This window comes from Rhizobium sp. 01N447_2, from assembly GCF_056399245.1.
This window is the reverse complement of record NZ_JBFTQY010000014.1, coordinates 52133-64882: the sequence shown is the minus strand read 5'-3', so window position 1 is coordinate 64882 and position 12750 is coordinate 52133. Positions and strand designations below refer to the sequence as shown.

10 protein-coding genes and 1 pseudogene are annotated in these 12750 nt (G+C 60.0%); 8 read left to right on the top strand and 3 right to left on the bottom strand.

Going from position 1 to position 12750, the window contains the following annotated elements:
- Positions 1-80 precede the first annotated feature (80 nt).
- A complete protein-coding gene (locus AC1ECN_RS11365; RefSeq protein ID WP_130656012.1) occupies positions 81-1085 on the bottom strand; it encodes a LysR family transcriptional regulator in 1005 nt (334 codons plus the stop codon).
- Between the two features lie 270 nt (positions 1086-1355).
- Between AC1ECN_RS11365 and chvE the strand changes: the two genes are divergently transcribed.
- The 8 genes from chvE to AC1ECN_RS11325 all read left to right on the top strand — a co-directional run bounded on the left by chvE (position 1356) and on the right by AC1ECN_RS11325 (position 10433).
- A complete protein-coding gene (gene chvE, locus AC1ECN_RS11360; RefSeq protein ID WP_003561803.1) occupies positions 1356-2420 on the top strand; it encodes a multiple monosaccharide ABC transporter substrate-binding protein in 1065 nt (354 codons plus the stop codon).
- A 92-nt stretch (positions 2421-2512) separates the two neighbouring features.
- Positions 2513-4051 carry a multiple monosaccharide ABC transporter ATP-binding protein gene (gene mmsA, locus AC1ECN_RS11355; RefSeq protein WP_130672957.1) on the top strand — a complete coding sequence of 513 codons (1539 nt, stop codon included), beginning with the start codon at positions 2513-2515 and terminating at the stop codon, positions 4049-4051.
- Positions 4048-5259 carry a multiple monosaccharide ABC transporter permease gene (mmsB, locus tag AC1ECN_RS11350; RefSeq protein ID WP_003561801.1) on the top strand — a complete coding sequence of 404 codons (1212 nt, stop codon included), beginning with the start codon at positions 4048-4050 and terminating at the stop codon, positions 5257-5259. Before mmsA ends, mmsB begins: the two co-directional genes overlap by 4 nt.
- A 105-nt stretch (positions 5260-5364) precedes the next feature.
- Positions 5365-6360 (top strand): AraD1 family protein, encoded by a 996-nt coding sequence (gene araD1 / locus AC1ECN_RS11345; protein ID WP_163861224.1) that lies wholly within the window; start codon positions 5365-5367, stop codon positions 6358-6360.
- Positions 6361-6429: 69 nt separating this feature from the next.
- Positions 6430-7863 carry an aldehyde dehydrogenase family protein gene (locus AC1ECN_RS11340; RefSeq protein ID WP_075225048.1) on the top strand — a complete coding sequence of 478 codons (1434 nt, stop codon included), beginning with the start codon at positions 6430-6432 and terminating at the stop codon, positions 7861-7863.
- A gap of 61 nt (positions 7864-7924) precedes the next feature.
- Positions 7925-9664, top strand: a complete 1740-nt coding sequence (gene araD / locus AC1ECN_RS11335; RefSeq protein WP_018073838.1) for an L-arabinonate dehydratase — start codon at positions 7925-7927, stop codon at positions 9662-9664.
- Positions 9665-9783: 119 nt separating this feature from the next.
- Positions 9784-10026 (top strand): type II toxin-antitoxin system Phd/YefM family antitoxin, encoded by a 243-nt coding sequence (locus AC1ECN_RS11330; protein WP_178385459.1) that lies wholly within the window; start codon positions 9784-9786, stop codon positions 10024-10026.
- The gene (locus tag AC1ECN_RS11325; protein WP_075225051.1) at positions 10023-10433 is read left to right on the top strand and encodes a type II toxin-antitoxin system VapC family toxin; all 411 of its coding nucleotides are present in this window, start codon (positions 10023-10025) and stop codon (positions 10431-10433) included. The genes AC1ECN_RS11330 and AC1ECN_RS11325 overlap by 4 nt, the downstream gene beginning before the upstream one ends.
- Positions 10434-10503: 70 nt before the next feature.
- Here AC1ECN_RS11325 and AC1ECN_RS11320 read toward each other — a convergent pair.
- Both AC1ECN_RS11320 and AC1ECN_RS11315 read right to left on the bottom strand, forming a co-directional pair.
- Positions 10504-11563: pseudogene (locus AC1ECN_RS11320) on the bottom strand (HD domain-containing phosphohydrolase).
- 357 nt (positions 11564-11920) lie between these two features.
- A complete protein-coding gene (locus AC1ECN_RS11315) occupies positions 11921-12745 on the bottom strand; it encodes a transglutaminase family protein (protein ID WP_018073841.1) in 825 nt (274 codons plus the stop codon).
- Positions 12746-12750: the final 5 nt, after the last annotated feature.

Below are 12750 nucleotides of genomic sequence, written 5' to 3'. Positions count from 1 at the left end.
CAAAACCGCTGCACACTTTTGCTGGAATTGCTCGAGGCGCATTAGAAGAGAGCAAGATGGCGCAGGGCTTGCGGGTGTCGTCAGCCGGCCTGCTTGTGGCTCTCCTCGAGGATGATGTCGTAGAGCAGCCGTGCACTCGGCGGCAGCGCCCGTTCCCTGGCCGTGATCATGCTGTAGGGTTTGACGTTGATGTCGAAATCGATCGGCAGCATGCGCACATCAGAGGCATTTGAGCCCTGGCTGGCAAGGAACTGGGCGACGTCGACGGCAACGGGAGCGATCGCATCGGTTTCGCAGATGATGGCGCAGGTCAGAAGCAGCGAGGAGGTGTTGACGATGTTTTCGGGCAGCGCCACGCCACGCGACAGGAAAACGTCCTCGATCGTGCGGCGCAGCAGCGTACCCGGCGGCTGGAACACCCAGTCGTAATCCCTGACGTCGGAGAGGCTGCTGCTCTTCTGCTTCATGAGTGGATGGCGGCTGCGCACAATCAGGCAAGCGCGCTCGATGCCGATCTCCGTCACTTCGAACAGGCGCGGGTTGAGATCATCGGGAATGCGGCCGATGATGAAGTCATGGCGGGCGGCGAGCAGCTCGCGGGCAAGCACGTTGCTCGTCTCCACCTGGATGTTGATTTCGATGCCCGGATAGGCCTTGCGCACCTTGTTGATTGCCGGAACGACGAGGCTCATGGCCGGTGCGGTCACCGCGCCGATGAAGACCGACCCGCCCTTGCCGCTTTTCAATTCGCCGATCTCGCGGCTCGCCTCGCGCAGCTCCAGGAGGATCTTCCGAGCCCTTCGGGCAAGCGCTGCGCCGAAGGTCGTCAGCACGACGCCGCGGGCCACGCGCTCATAGAGCGACGTCTTGGTGATCGATTCCATTTCGGACAACATGCGCGATGCGGCGGGCTGCGAAATGTTCAGGACTTCCGCAGCTGCGGAAATCTGTCCACTATCTTCGATTGCGACGATCATGCGCAGGTGATTCAGCTTAAGTCCTGCACGCAAAAGGCCATCATCGCCGAAATTATCGCTGTGGATATCGACGTGATCCATCAAAAATGGCTCAGAAATAACCGTCATGGTTGCAGCCTCCTCGCTGCGCTCCATCAAAAGTAATACTTTTTAACGATATACCAAAATTGTTATGCACGTTAGCACTTATTCTATTTGACAGTTATAGGAATCCATACCAGTTTGCCGCCGTGTGCTGGTTGGCACTCAACACGTGTGAGATCGTGGAGGAGACCTACTTCGTTTCTCACCATCTGAAGTAACTATCCAATACGGAACCTGCCACAGTTTCGGGGCGGGCGATTTTTCGTCCGCTGCTTATTAACAAGGGAGAGAGAAATGAAATCCATTATCTCATTGATGGCCGCGGCTGCCTTCGGCGTCGCTTCGTTCGTTGCACCGGCTCTGGCCGCGGATAAGGGCACTGTCGGTATTGCAATGCCGACCAAGGCTTCTGCCCGCTGGATCGACGACGGCAACAACATCGTCAAGCAGCTGCAGGCTGCCGGTTACGGCACTGACCTGCAGTATGGCGACGACGACATTCCGAACCAGCTTTCGCAGATCGAAAACATGGTCACCAAGGGTGCCAAGGTTCTCGTCATCGCTTCGATCGACGGCACGACGCTTTCCGACGTTCTCCAGAAGGCACACGACGCCGGCATCAAGGTCATCGCTTATGACCGTCTGATCCGCGATTCGGGCAACGTCGACTACTACGCCACTTTCGACAACTTCCAGGTCGGCGTTCTGCAGGCTGGCTCCATCGTTGACGGCCTCGGCCTCAAGGATGGCAAGGGTCCGTTCAACATCGAACTGTTCGGCGGTTCTCCGGACGACAACAACGCCTTCTTCTTCTATGATGGCGCAATGTCCGTCCTGCAGCCCTACATCGACAGCGGCAAGCTCGTCGTGAAGTCCGGCCAGACCGGCATGGACAAGGTCGGCACGCTGCGTTGGGATCCGGCAACGGCCCAGGCCCGCATGGACAACCTGCTCTCGGCCAACTACACCGACGCCAAGGTCGATGCCGTTCTGTCGCCTTACGACGGTCTGTCGATCGGTATCATCTCCTCGCTGAAGGGCGTTGGTTACGGTACTGCGGCTCAGCCGCTCCCGATCGTCACCGGTCAGGACGCTGAAATCCCGTCGGTCAAGTCGATCATTGCTGGCGAACAGCACTCGACGATCTTCAAGGACACCCGCGAACTCGCCAAGGTCACCGTTGCCATGGTCGATGCCGTGATGTCCGGCAAGGAGCCTGAGGTCAACGACACGAAGACCTACGACAACGGCGTCAAGGTCGTTCCGTCCTATCTGCTGAAGCCGGTTGCCGTCGACAAGACCAACTACAAGCAGATCCTCGTCGACAGCGGTTACTACTCTGAAGACAAGCTGAAGTAATGAGAAGGACCGGAGCCCGCGCTTGCGGGTTCCGGTCTTCGATTTTATGATCGCCCGGCTGGTTGACGGCTGCAGGCGCTGGAACTTTGACTATGGACAATACAATCCTCGAAATGCGGAGCATCACCAAGACGTTCCCGGGCGTCAAGGCGCTGGAGAATGTGAACCTCAAGGTTCGCCAGGGTGAGATCCACGCATTGGTGGGCGAAAACGGGGCCGGCAAATCGACCCTGATGAAGGTGCTATCAGGCGTCTATCCGACAGGAAGCTATGAAGGCGATATCGTCTATGAAGGCGAGACGCGCAACTTCAAGGTCCTGAAGGACTCCGAAGAAATCGGCATCGTCATCATTCACCAGGAACTGGCGCTCGTGCCGTTGCTGTCGATCGGCGAAAACATCTTCCTTGGCAACGAGAATGCCAAGAGCGGCGTCATCAGCTGGGACGAGACATTCAACCGCACGAAGCAGCTGCTGAAGAAAGTAGGCCTGTCCGAATCTCCGAACACGCTGGTCACCGATATCGGCGTCGGCAAGCAGCAGCTCGTCGAGATCGCCAAGGCCCTCTCGAAGAGCGTCAAGCTGCTCATCCTCGACGAACCCACAGCCTCGCTCAATGAACGCGATTCCGACGCTCTCCTCAATCTGCTGATCGAGTTCCGCAAGCAGGGCATCACTTCGATCATCATTTCCCATAAGCTGAACGAGATCCGCAAGGTCGCCGACCAGATCACCGTCCTGCGCGACGGGATGACCGTCAAGACGCTCGACTGTCATGCGGACGAGATCAGCGAAGATATCATCATCCGCAACATGGTCGGCCGCGATCTTGAAGACCGCTATCCGCCGCGTTCGGTGCCGATCGGCGAAACCATTCTCGAAGTGAAGAACTGGAACGCCTACCACCAGCAGCACCGCGATCGTCAGGTCCTGCACAATATCAACGTCACCGTCCGCAAGGGCGAAGTCGTTGGCATCGCCGGCCTGATGGGGGCAGGGCGCACCGAATTCGCCATGAGCCTGTTCGGCAAGGCCTATGGCCACAAGGTTTCGGGCGAGGCGCTGATGCACGGCAAGCCGGTCGACGTCAGCACCGTGCGCAAGGCAATCGATGCAGGGCTCGCCTACGTCACCGAAGACCGCAAGCAGCTCGGCCTCGTGCTCAATGACACGATCCTGCACAATACGACGCTCGTCAATTTGGCGGCGGTGTCGAATGCGTCTGTTATCGACAGCTTCAAGGAGGCGCGGGTTGCGACCGACTTTCGGTCGAAATTGCGCATCCGTTCCTCCAGCATCTTCCAGGAGACGGTCAATCTTTCCGGCGGCAACCAGCAGAAGGTGGTGCTGTCGAAATGGCTGTTCTCCAATCCCGATATTTTGATCCTCGACGAGCCGACGCGCGGCATCGATGTTGGCGCAAAATACGAAATCTATACTATCATCAACCAGCTTGCCGCCGATGGAAAGGGCGTTCTGATGATCTCATCGGAAATGCCCGAACTGCTTGGTACGTGTGACCGCATCTACGTGATGAACGAAGGACGCATCGTCGCGGAACTGCCGAAGGGAGAAGCAAGCCAGGAAACCATCATGCGCGCTATCATGCGCTCAGGGGAGAAGAAACAATGACGCCGATCAATCAACCCATCGCTGAGCAAGGGCGTGTCGTCTCCATCGGAGACTACGTTCGCGGCAACATCCGCGAATATGGCATGTTTATCGCGCTTATCGCGATCATGGTGTTCTTCCAGTTTTCGACCGGTGGCGTTCTCTTCAGGCCGCTCAACCTGACAAACATCATTCTGCAGAACTCGTTCATCGTCATCATGGCGCTCGGCATGCTGCTGGTGATCGTTGCCGGCCATATCGATCTTTCGGTGGGATCCGTCGTCGGCTTTATCGGCGCTATCGCCGGCGTGATGACGGTGCAATGGCACACCAATTATGTCCTGGCGGGTATCGTCTGCCTCGCTATGGGCGCGCTTGTCGGCGGCATCCAGGGCTATTTCGTCGCTTATCACAAGATCCCGTCGTTCATCGTCACGCTGGCCGGCATGCTGGTCTTCCGCGGCCTGACGCTGTTCGTGATGACGGCATCGGGGACCGGCACCAGCATCGGTCCTTTCCCGCCGGCATTCCAGCTGATCAGCATCGGCTTCCTGCCGAACGCTTTCGATATGGGCGGCATCAACTCGACCTCGATCATTCTGACCGTCGTTGGCGCCGTAACCCTCTTCTATCTGGCATGGCGCAAGCGCCTATCGAATGAAAAGCATGGCAATGACGTCGAGCCGCTGGGCTTTTTCCTCGCCCAGAACGCCCTCGTCACCCTCGCCATTCTGGCGCTCGGCTACCAGCTGTCGATCTATCGCGGCTTCCCGAACGTGCTTATGGTCATGCTTGTTCTGGTGGCTGCCTATGCCTTCATTACCCGCCGCACGACGATCGGCCGCCGCATCTACGCCATGGGCGGCAATGAGAAGGCAACGAAGCTTTCCGGTATCAACACCGAGCGGCTGACCTTCTTGACGTTCGCAAACATGGGCCTGCTTGCCGGACTGGCCGGCCTGATCGTTGCCCTGCGTCTCAACTCGGCGACGGCCAAGGGCGGCTTTGGTCTTGAACTCGACGTGATCGCGGCCTGCTTCATCGGCGGCGCATCCGCCCAGGGCGGCGTCGGCAAGGTGACCGGTGCTGTTATCGGCGCTCTGATCATGGGCATCATGAACAACGGCATGTCGATCCACGGTCTCGGCACCGACTCGCAGCAGATGGTCAAAGGTGCGGTGCTTCTCGCTGCCGTGTTCTTCGACGTTTACAATAAGAACAAGGGCTGAGCTTAGCTCGGCACCCGCTCGCAGTCATATGAAACCTGAATTCCGGCTCGGCATGGAGCCGGAGAGGCGTAGCTATGCCATCGCCAAAGGAAAAGGATGAGTAACGTGCTTATTTCACAGATCAAGGGTGCAAACGGAGAGATCATCGTCGCCGTGCGCGAGCCGGGCGGCGCTGCCAAGTCGGTCAAGAACGCCGTCAGCGTCTATGCGCTGGCGATGGAAGCCGCAGACGGCGGCAAGTCCCTTGCCTCAGTCATCGAAGCGCATGGCTACGGCGATGCCGTCGATCTTGAGAAGGCTTATGCGGAAGGCCGCTTCCTGCCGCCGATCACCCATCCCGATGCCGCGCACCTGCATCTGACCGGCACCGGCCTGACGCATTTGGGCTCGGCTGCAACGCGCGATTCGATGCACAAGAAGACCACCGAAGCCGCCGAGGAAACCCTCACGGACTCGATGAAGATGTTCAAGATGGGCCTCGAGAACGGCAAGCCGAAGGCTGGCGAAAAGGGTGTCCAGCCCGAATGGTTCTACAAGGGTAACGGCTATGGCGCCGCTGCACCCGGCGCGCCGCTGGTTTCGCCTTCCTTCGCGCTCGATGGCGGCGAAGAGCCTGAAATGGCCGGCATTTATGTGATCGCCAAGGACGGCTCGCCCTTCCGCATCGGCTTTGCGCTGTCGAACGAATTTTCCGATCACGTCACCGAGCGGATTAACTATCTCTATCTCGCCCATTCGAAGCTGCGTCCGGCAAGCTTCGGCCCGGAAATCCGTGTCGGCGCGGCCCCGGAAGATATTCGCGGCACCTCGCGCATCAAGCGCGGCGATAAGGTGATCTTCGAAAAGCCGTTCCTGTCCGGTGAAGCGAACATGTCGCACACCTTCGCCAATCTGGAATATCACCATTTCAAATATGGCCTCTTCCGGGTTCCAGGCGATGTTCACGTCCATATGTTCGGTACGGCGACCCTTTCCTTTGCCGATGGCGTCAAGACCGAAGAGGGCGATGTGTTCGAGATCGAAGTCGCCGATTTCGGCCTGCCGCTCCGTAATCCGCTCAAGGTAGCCGCCGAGGAAGAGATAGCCGTCAGGCAGCTCTGAATTCAAGACCTGGCCGCATTCGGCGGCCGGCTCTTTGCTCGTAAACGGTAAAGGAGGCTTGTTAAGCCCATGACCATTTATCAAAACCTGATCGCCGGCGAATGGGTCGGCTCGAACGCGACGAAGAATATCAACCCGTCGGATACGAACGAAGTCGTCGGCCTCTATGCCGATGGCAGCGCCGATGACACGAGAAACGCCATCGCTGCCGCCAAGGCCGCCTTCCCGGCCTGGTCGCGCTCGGGCATCTGGGAGCGGCACGTCATCCTGAAGAAGGCTGGCGACGAGATCATGGCGCGCAAGGACGAACTGGGCGCGCTGCTTGCCCGCGAAGAAGGCAAGACGCTGCCGGAAGCCACCGGTGAGGTTATCCGCGCTTCGCAGATTTTCGAATTCTTCGCCGGTGAGGCGCTGAGGCTGGCCGGCGAGGTCCTCCCGTCGGTTCGTCCGAATATCGGCATCGAGATCACCCGCGAGGCTCTCGGCGTCATCGGCATCATCACGCCGTGGAACTTCCCGATCGCCATTCCCGCCTGGAAGATCGCGCCGGCACTCTGCTACGGCAACACCATCGTCTTCAAGCCGGCCGAACTGGTGCCCGCCTGTTCCTGGGCGATCGTCGATATCCTGCACCGCGCCGGCCTGCCGAAGGGCGTGCTGAACCTCGTCATGGGCAAGGGCTCGGTGGTCGGCCAGGCCATGCTCGAAAGCCCCGACGTTCACGGCATCACCTTCACCGGTTCCACCGGCACCGGCAGACGTGTCGCCGCCGCCTCCATCGAGCATAACCGCAAGTTCCAGCTGGAAATGGGCGGCAAGAACCCGATGGTCGTGCTTGACGATGCCGATCTCAACGTCGCCGTCGAAGCAGCCGCCAATTCCGGCTTCTTCTCGACCGGCCAGCGCTGCACAGCCTCTTCGCGCCTGATCGTCACCGAAGGCATTCACGACAAGTTCGTCGCAGCACTCACCGACAAGCTGAAGACGCTGGTCGTCGACAACGCCCTGAAGGCCGGCACTCATATCGGCCCTGTCGTCGATGAGCGGCAGTTGAAGACCGATACCGACTATATCGATATCGGCAAGTCGGAAGGCGCGAAACTCGCCTTCGGCGGCGAGGTTATCTCGCGCGACACGCCCGGCTTCTACCTGCAGCCGACGCTGTTTACCGAGGCGACCAACCAGATGCGGATTTCGCGCGAGGAGATCTTCGGGCCTGTGGTGTCGGTGATCCGGGCGAAGGATTACGACGAGGCGCTTGCCATCGCTAACGATACGCCGTTCGGCCTTTCGGCCGGCATCGCCACGACGAGCCTGAAACATGCGACGCACTTCAAGCGCAATTCTGAGGCCGGCATGGTGATGGTGAACCTGCCGACGGCAGGCGTCGATTTCCACGTGCCGTTCGGCGGCCGCAAGAGTTCGTCCTACGGTCCGCGCGAGCAGGGCAAATACGCCGCCGAATTCTATACAACCGTCAAGACCGCCTACACGTTGGCTTGAGACAAAGGCGATGACCCAGGCCGTACGAGGCGGTCTGGCGACATCCTGAAGGATAGAGACTATGAAAAAGAAAGCGGAATGGCCGCGCAAGCTGAGGTCGCAGGAATGGTACGGCGGTACGAGCCGCGACGTGATCTATCACCGCGGCTGGCTTAAGAACCAGGGTTATCCCCACGACCTGTTCGACGGCCGGCCGGTGATCGGCATCCTCAACACCTGGTCGGATATGACCCCGTGCAACGGTCATCTCAGAGAGCTCGCCGAGAAGGTCAAGGCGGGCGTATGGGAGGCTGGCGGTTTCCCGCTTGAGGTGCCGGTGTTCTCGGCATCCGAAAACACCTTCCGCCCGACCGCGATGATGTACCGCAACCTTGCCGCGCTCGCGGTGGAGGAGGCGATCCGCGGCCAACCGATGGATGGGTGCGTACTGCTGGTCGGCTGCGACAAGACCACGCCGTCGCTTATCATGGGGGCGGCTTCCTGCGACCTGCCTTCGATCGTCGTCACCGGCGGGCCGATGCTGAACGGCTATTTCCGCGGCGAACGGGTCGGCTCGGGCACGCATCTGTGGAAGTTTTCCGAAATGGTGAAGGCCGGCGAGATGACGCAGGCCGAATTCCTCGAGGCGGAAGCCTCGATGAGCCGTTCGTCGGGCACCTGCAACACCATGGGCACGGCTTCCACCATGGCTTCCATGGCCGAGGCGCTCGGCATGGCGCTCTCCGGCAACGCCGCGATCCCGGGCGTCGATTCCCGCCGCAAGGTCATGGCTCAGCTTACCGGCCGGCGTATCGTGCAGATGGTCAAGGACGACCTGAAGCCCTCCGAGATCATGACGAAGCAAGCCTTCGAGAATGCCATCCGCACCAACGCGGCTATCGGCGGTTCGACCAATGCCGTCATCCACCTGCTCGCCATCGCCGGCCGTGTCGGCATCGATCTTTCGCTTGACGACTGGGACCGCTGTGGCCGTGACGTGCCGACCATCGTCAACCTGATGCCGTCGGGCAAGTACCTGATGGAGGAGTTCTTCTATGCCGGCGGCCTGCCGGTGGTGCTGAAGCGCCTCGGCGAGGCGGGCCTCCTGCACAAGGATGCGCTGACGGTATCCGGCGAAACCGTCTGGGACGAAGTCAAGGACGTCGTCAATTGGAACGAAGACGTTATCCTGCCGGCCGAAAAGGCGCTGACAGCTTCGGGCGGCATCGTCGTGCTGCGCGGCAATCTCGCGCCGAAGGGCGCGGTGTTGAAGCCTTCAGCGGCTTCGCCGCATCTTCTGGTGCACCGGGGCAGGGCTGTCGTGTTCGAGGACATCGACGACTACAAGGCCAAGATCAACGACGATAACCTCGATATCGACGAAACCTGCATCATGGTCATGAAGAACTGTGGGCCGAAGGGCTATCCCGGGATGGCCGAGGTCGGCAATATGGGGCTGCCGCCCAAGGTGCTCAAGAAGGGCATCCTCGACATGGTGCGCATTTCCGACGCCCGCATGTCCGGAACGGCCTACGGTACCGTCGTGCTGCACACATCGCCGGAAGCGGCTGTCGGCGGGCCGCTGGCGGTCGTGAAAAACGGCGACATGATCGAGCTGGATGTGCCGAACCGTCGGCTGCATCTCGACATTTCCGATGAGGAACTGGCGCGGCGGCTTGCCGAATGGCAGCCGAACCATGATCTGCCCACATCAGGCTATGCCTTCCTGCATCAGCAGCATGTCGAGGGGGCTGATACTGGCGCCGATCTCGACTTCCTCAAGGGATGTCGTGGAAACGCGGTCGGCAAGGACAGCCACTGACAACTTAAATCCAGGATTAGAAATCGATGAAAGGCGGGGCATCACCCCGTCTTTTTCTTTGCACTTGTTCAATGAAGAAATGGCGTTATATTCTGTATATATGTACAGGAGATATGGTCATGTCTAGGACCGTTGGTGCAGCCGAGTTCAAGGCGAAATGTCTGAACCTTATCGATCAGATGGGGAAGGACGACGAATCTATCGTCATCACCAAACGCGGCAGGCCAGTTGCCGTGCTTTCGCCGGCACCTGACTCCAGCGGACGCAGGAGTATCATCGGCGCGATGAAGGGCAGCGTATTGCGCTATGACGATCCGCTGTCTCCGGCTGCTGAAGCAGAAGATTGGGACGCCGTTCGTTGATCGTCATCGACACGCATATCCTCGTCTGGGCAATGCAGGACGATGCACGCCTCGGTTCACAAGCCCGGCGCATCATCGACGAGATGACGGAGAAAAGCCGGATCCTGATTTCGGCGATTACGCCTTGGGAAATCGCGATGCTTGTGCAGAAGGGGCGCCTGGCGCTCGGCGACGATGTCGGGCGATGGATCGACAGCGCGCTGTCTCTGCCCGGAATCCAGCTTGCACCGATTGAGCCTTCCATCGCGATAGACAGCGTCCGGCTACCCGGCGAGTTTCATGCCGACCCCGCCGACCGCATCATCGCTGCCACAGCCCGTTTTCATCGCGTACCATTACTTACGGCCGACCAGGCGATCCTCAGCTACGGCGCGCGCGGCCACCTCCAGGTTCTTGCAGCGGGTTAGGCTTGGGGTGGAGGGTTCAAGTTGCTGCCTTGGGACAGGGCCGGGTTGACCAGCCTAAAATCATCCGGCTCTAGCCGTTTGAGACCGCCATGCTGTGATCCTCGTCGGCGCCATGTTCGAAGAGCGCACGGATCGCCGGCCATTTGCGGCGGAAAGCGGCAACGCAGGCCGGGTCGAAATGCGATCCGCTGCAGGCGATGATTTCTTCGTAAGCCCGTTCGACCGGCCAGGCTTGTTTGTAAGGCCGATCGGAACAGAGCGCTTCGAAGACGTCGGCGACTGCGACGATGCGCGCTTCGATCGGGATCGCATCGCCGGACAGGCCCTTGGGATAGCCGGTTCCGTCCCATTTCTCATGATGGCCGACGATGATGGCGGTCGCGACGCGCGAAAGCTCGGCGGAGCTGTTGGCAAGAATGGCGACGCCGATCGGGAGATGCTCGCGCATGCGTTCGATCTCGTGCTGGTCGAGCTTGCCCGGTTTCTGCAGGATGGCATCGGGAATGGCGATCTTGCCGATATCGTGCAGGGGAGCGGCGAGATAGATGTTGCGCCGCTGGATCCGATCGAGGCCGAGGCCTTCGGCGATCAGCTCGGCGATATTGGCGACGCGCTCGATATGGTCGCCGGTGTTTCCATCACGCGAGGCCATCGCCTGGGCAAGGCACCAGATGATCTCCTGTTCGCGCATGTCGGCCTGTTCGGTGGCGTGGCGGAAGGCCTGTCGAGTGATTTCGCCCGATCCGCAAGCGCCAGCTGCGCCTTATGCAGGGCCATCAGGTTGAGGACGCGCGCCTGCAGTTCCAAGGGGTCGAATGGCTTGGCGAGAAATCCGTGGCGCCGGCCTCCAGCGCTTCCAGCCGAACCGACCGCTTGGCCTGCGAGGTGATCATCACGACGGGCACATCCTCGTAGCCTGGCTTGCGGCGCAGCCTACGGATCATCTCGATACCGTTCATCTCGGGCATCATATAATCCACCAGCACGACGTCGAAATCGACGGCCTGGCAGCGAGCAAGGGCTTCGAGCGGATTGGTGAAGCTTTCGACCGCACAGCCGGCGAAACCACGGACCGCGGTCTCAAGAGCGAGAAGGCTGGATTCGCTGTCGTCGATGATAAGAAGAGGCATGGACGATCCCGTTAAATCCCAGAAGCAAACAGGCTGCCCTCATCGGAGGGCCGCGTTCGTCGCTCATCCGTGCCGGCAGCTGAACATCATCATGAAAGCCTGCATCATGCCGCTTCTTAAACGGCGCCTACCGAAATACCCCAGGCGTCGCCGCAGACAAGCTTGTGCCTGCGGCCTTAAAATAGAGTTAGTCTGCAATGAAAAATTGACGAACGGCAATGTGCGGCGCATCCCAGAAGCAGGCGGAAATTCGGGACCGCCGGTCTATATATTTAAGTCGAACATGTTTGTTTCGCGGCAAACTCGGCAGCTATTCTATCGGTCCCATCGCAGGGCGCGGTAAAGCTATCCGTGCGCTCAGCTCTGGCTCTGGCTTTGCATCTGTCCGCCGTCCTCTACCTTCACGGTGACCGATAGCGTTTCGCCCGGCGTGCCGATGCGCATGCCTGAAATCGGCGCGGCGTCGCGGTAGCAGAGGCCCGAGGCGATGCGGACGTAACGGGCATCCGGGCAGATCTCGTTGGCGGGATCGAAGCCGACCCAGCCGAGGCCGGGAATATGCGCCTCTGCCCAGGCATGGGTCGCCGCCTGTTCGATCTTTTCCTCCATCATCAAATAACCGGAGATGTAACGCGCCGGCACCTGCAGGGCGCGGGCGGCGGCAATGAAAATATGCGCATGGTCCTGACAGACGCCGCTCTTCCTCTCCAGCGCCTGCTCGGCCGTCGTCTCGGTATTGCTGGTGCCGGGCCTATAATCGACCGTTTCGTGGATCGCCGCCATCAGCGCATGCATGCGGGCAAGCTCATTATCGCCACCAACGCCCTTGATCAGTTCCTTCACCAGCTTGCCACCCTTGGTCAGCGGCGTGTCGCGCAGGAAGAGCCAAAGCGGGCAGAAGCCGGTATGCGGGCCTGTGACGCCGTTGTTGTCCCCCGTCTCGACCTCGCCTTCGGCGAGGATGCGCGTCATCTCCTGTTCGCCTTCCAGTGAGACCAGATTGACGTGATTGCCGTACTGGTCGTCATATTCGACCTCCGGCGTAGCGCCCTCGACCTTCAGGGCCCAGCCGAGTACTTTTTGAGTGGAGTTCGTCGGCGGCGTCAGCCGTAGCCGTTGCAGTGAGAACCGCGCCGGTTCGTCGTAGCGGTATTCGGTGAGGTGGCTGATCTTCAGTCTCATGTTGT

Coding starts and splice junctions, on each gene's coding strand:
- chvE (WP_003561803.1), top strand. CDS start 1,356: ATGAAATCCATTATCTCATTGATGGCCGCGGCTGCCTTCGGCGTCGCT.
- AC1ECN_RS11330 (WP_178385459.1), top strand. CDS start 9,784: ATGTCTAGGACCGTTGGTGCAGCCGAGTTCAAGGCGAAATGTCTGAAC.
- araD (WP_018073838.1), top strand. CDS start 7,925: ATGAAAAAGAAAGCGGAATGGCCGCGCAAGCTGAGGTCGCAGGAATGG.
- AC1ECN_RS11315 (WP_018073841.1), bottom strand. CDS start 12,745: ATGAGACTGAAGATCAGCCACCTCACCGAATACCGCTACGACGAACCG.
- AC1ECN_RS11340 (WP_075225048.1), top strand. CDS start 6,430: ATGACCATTTATCAAAACCTGATCGCCGGCGAATGGGTCGGCTCGAAC.
- AC1ECN_RS11365 (WP_130656012.1), bottom strand. CDS start 1,085: ATGACGGTTATTTCTGAGCCATTTTTGATGGATCACGTCGATATCCAC.
- mmsA (WP_130672957.1), top strand. CDS start 2,513: ATGGACAATACAATCCTCGAAATGCGGAGCATCACCAAGACGTTCCCG.
- mmsB (WP_003561801.1), top strand. CDS start 4,048: ATGACGCCGATCAATCAACCCATCGCTGAGCAAGGGCGTGTCGTCTCC.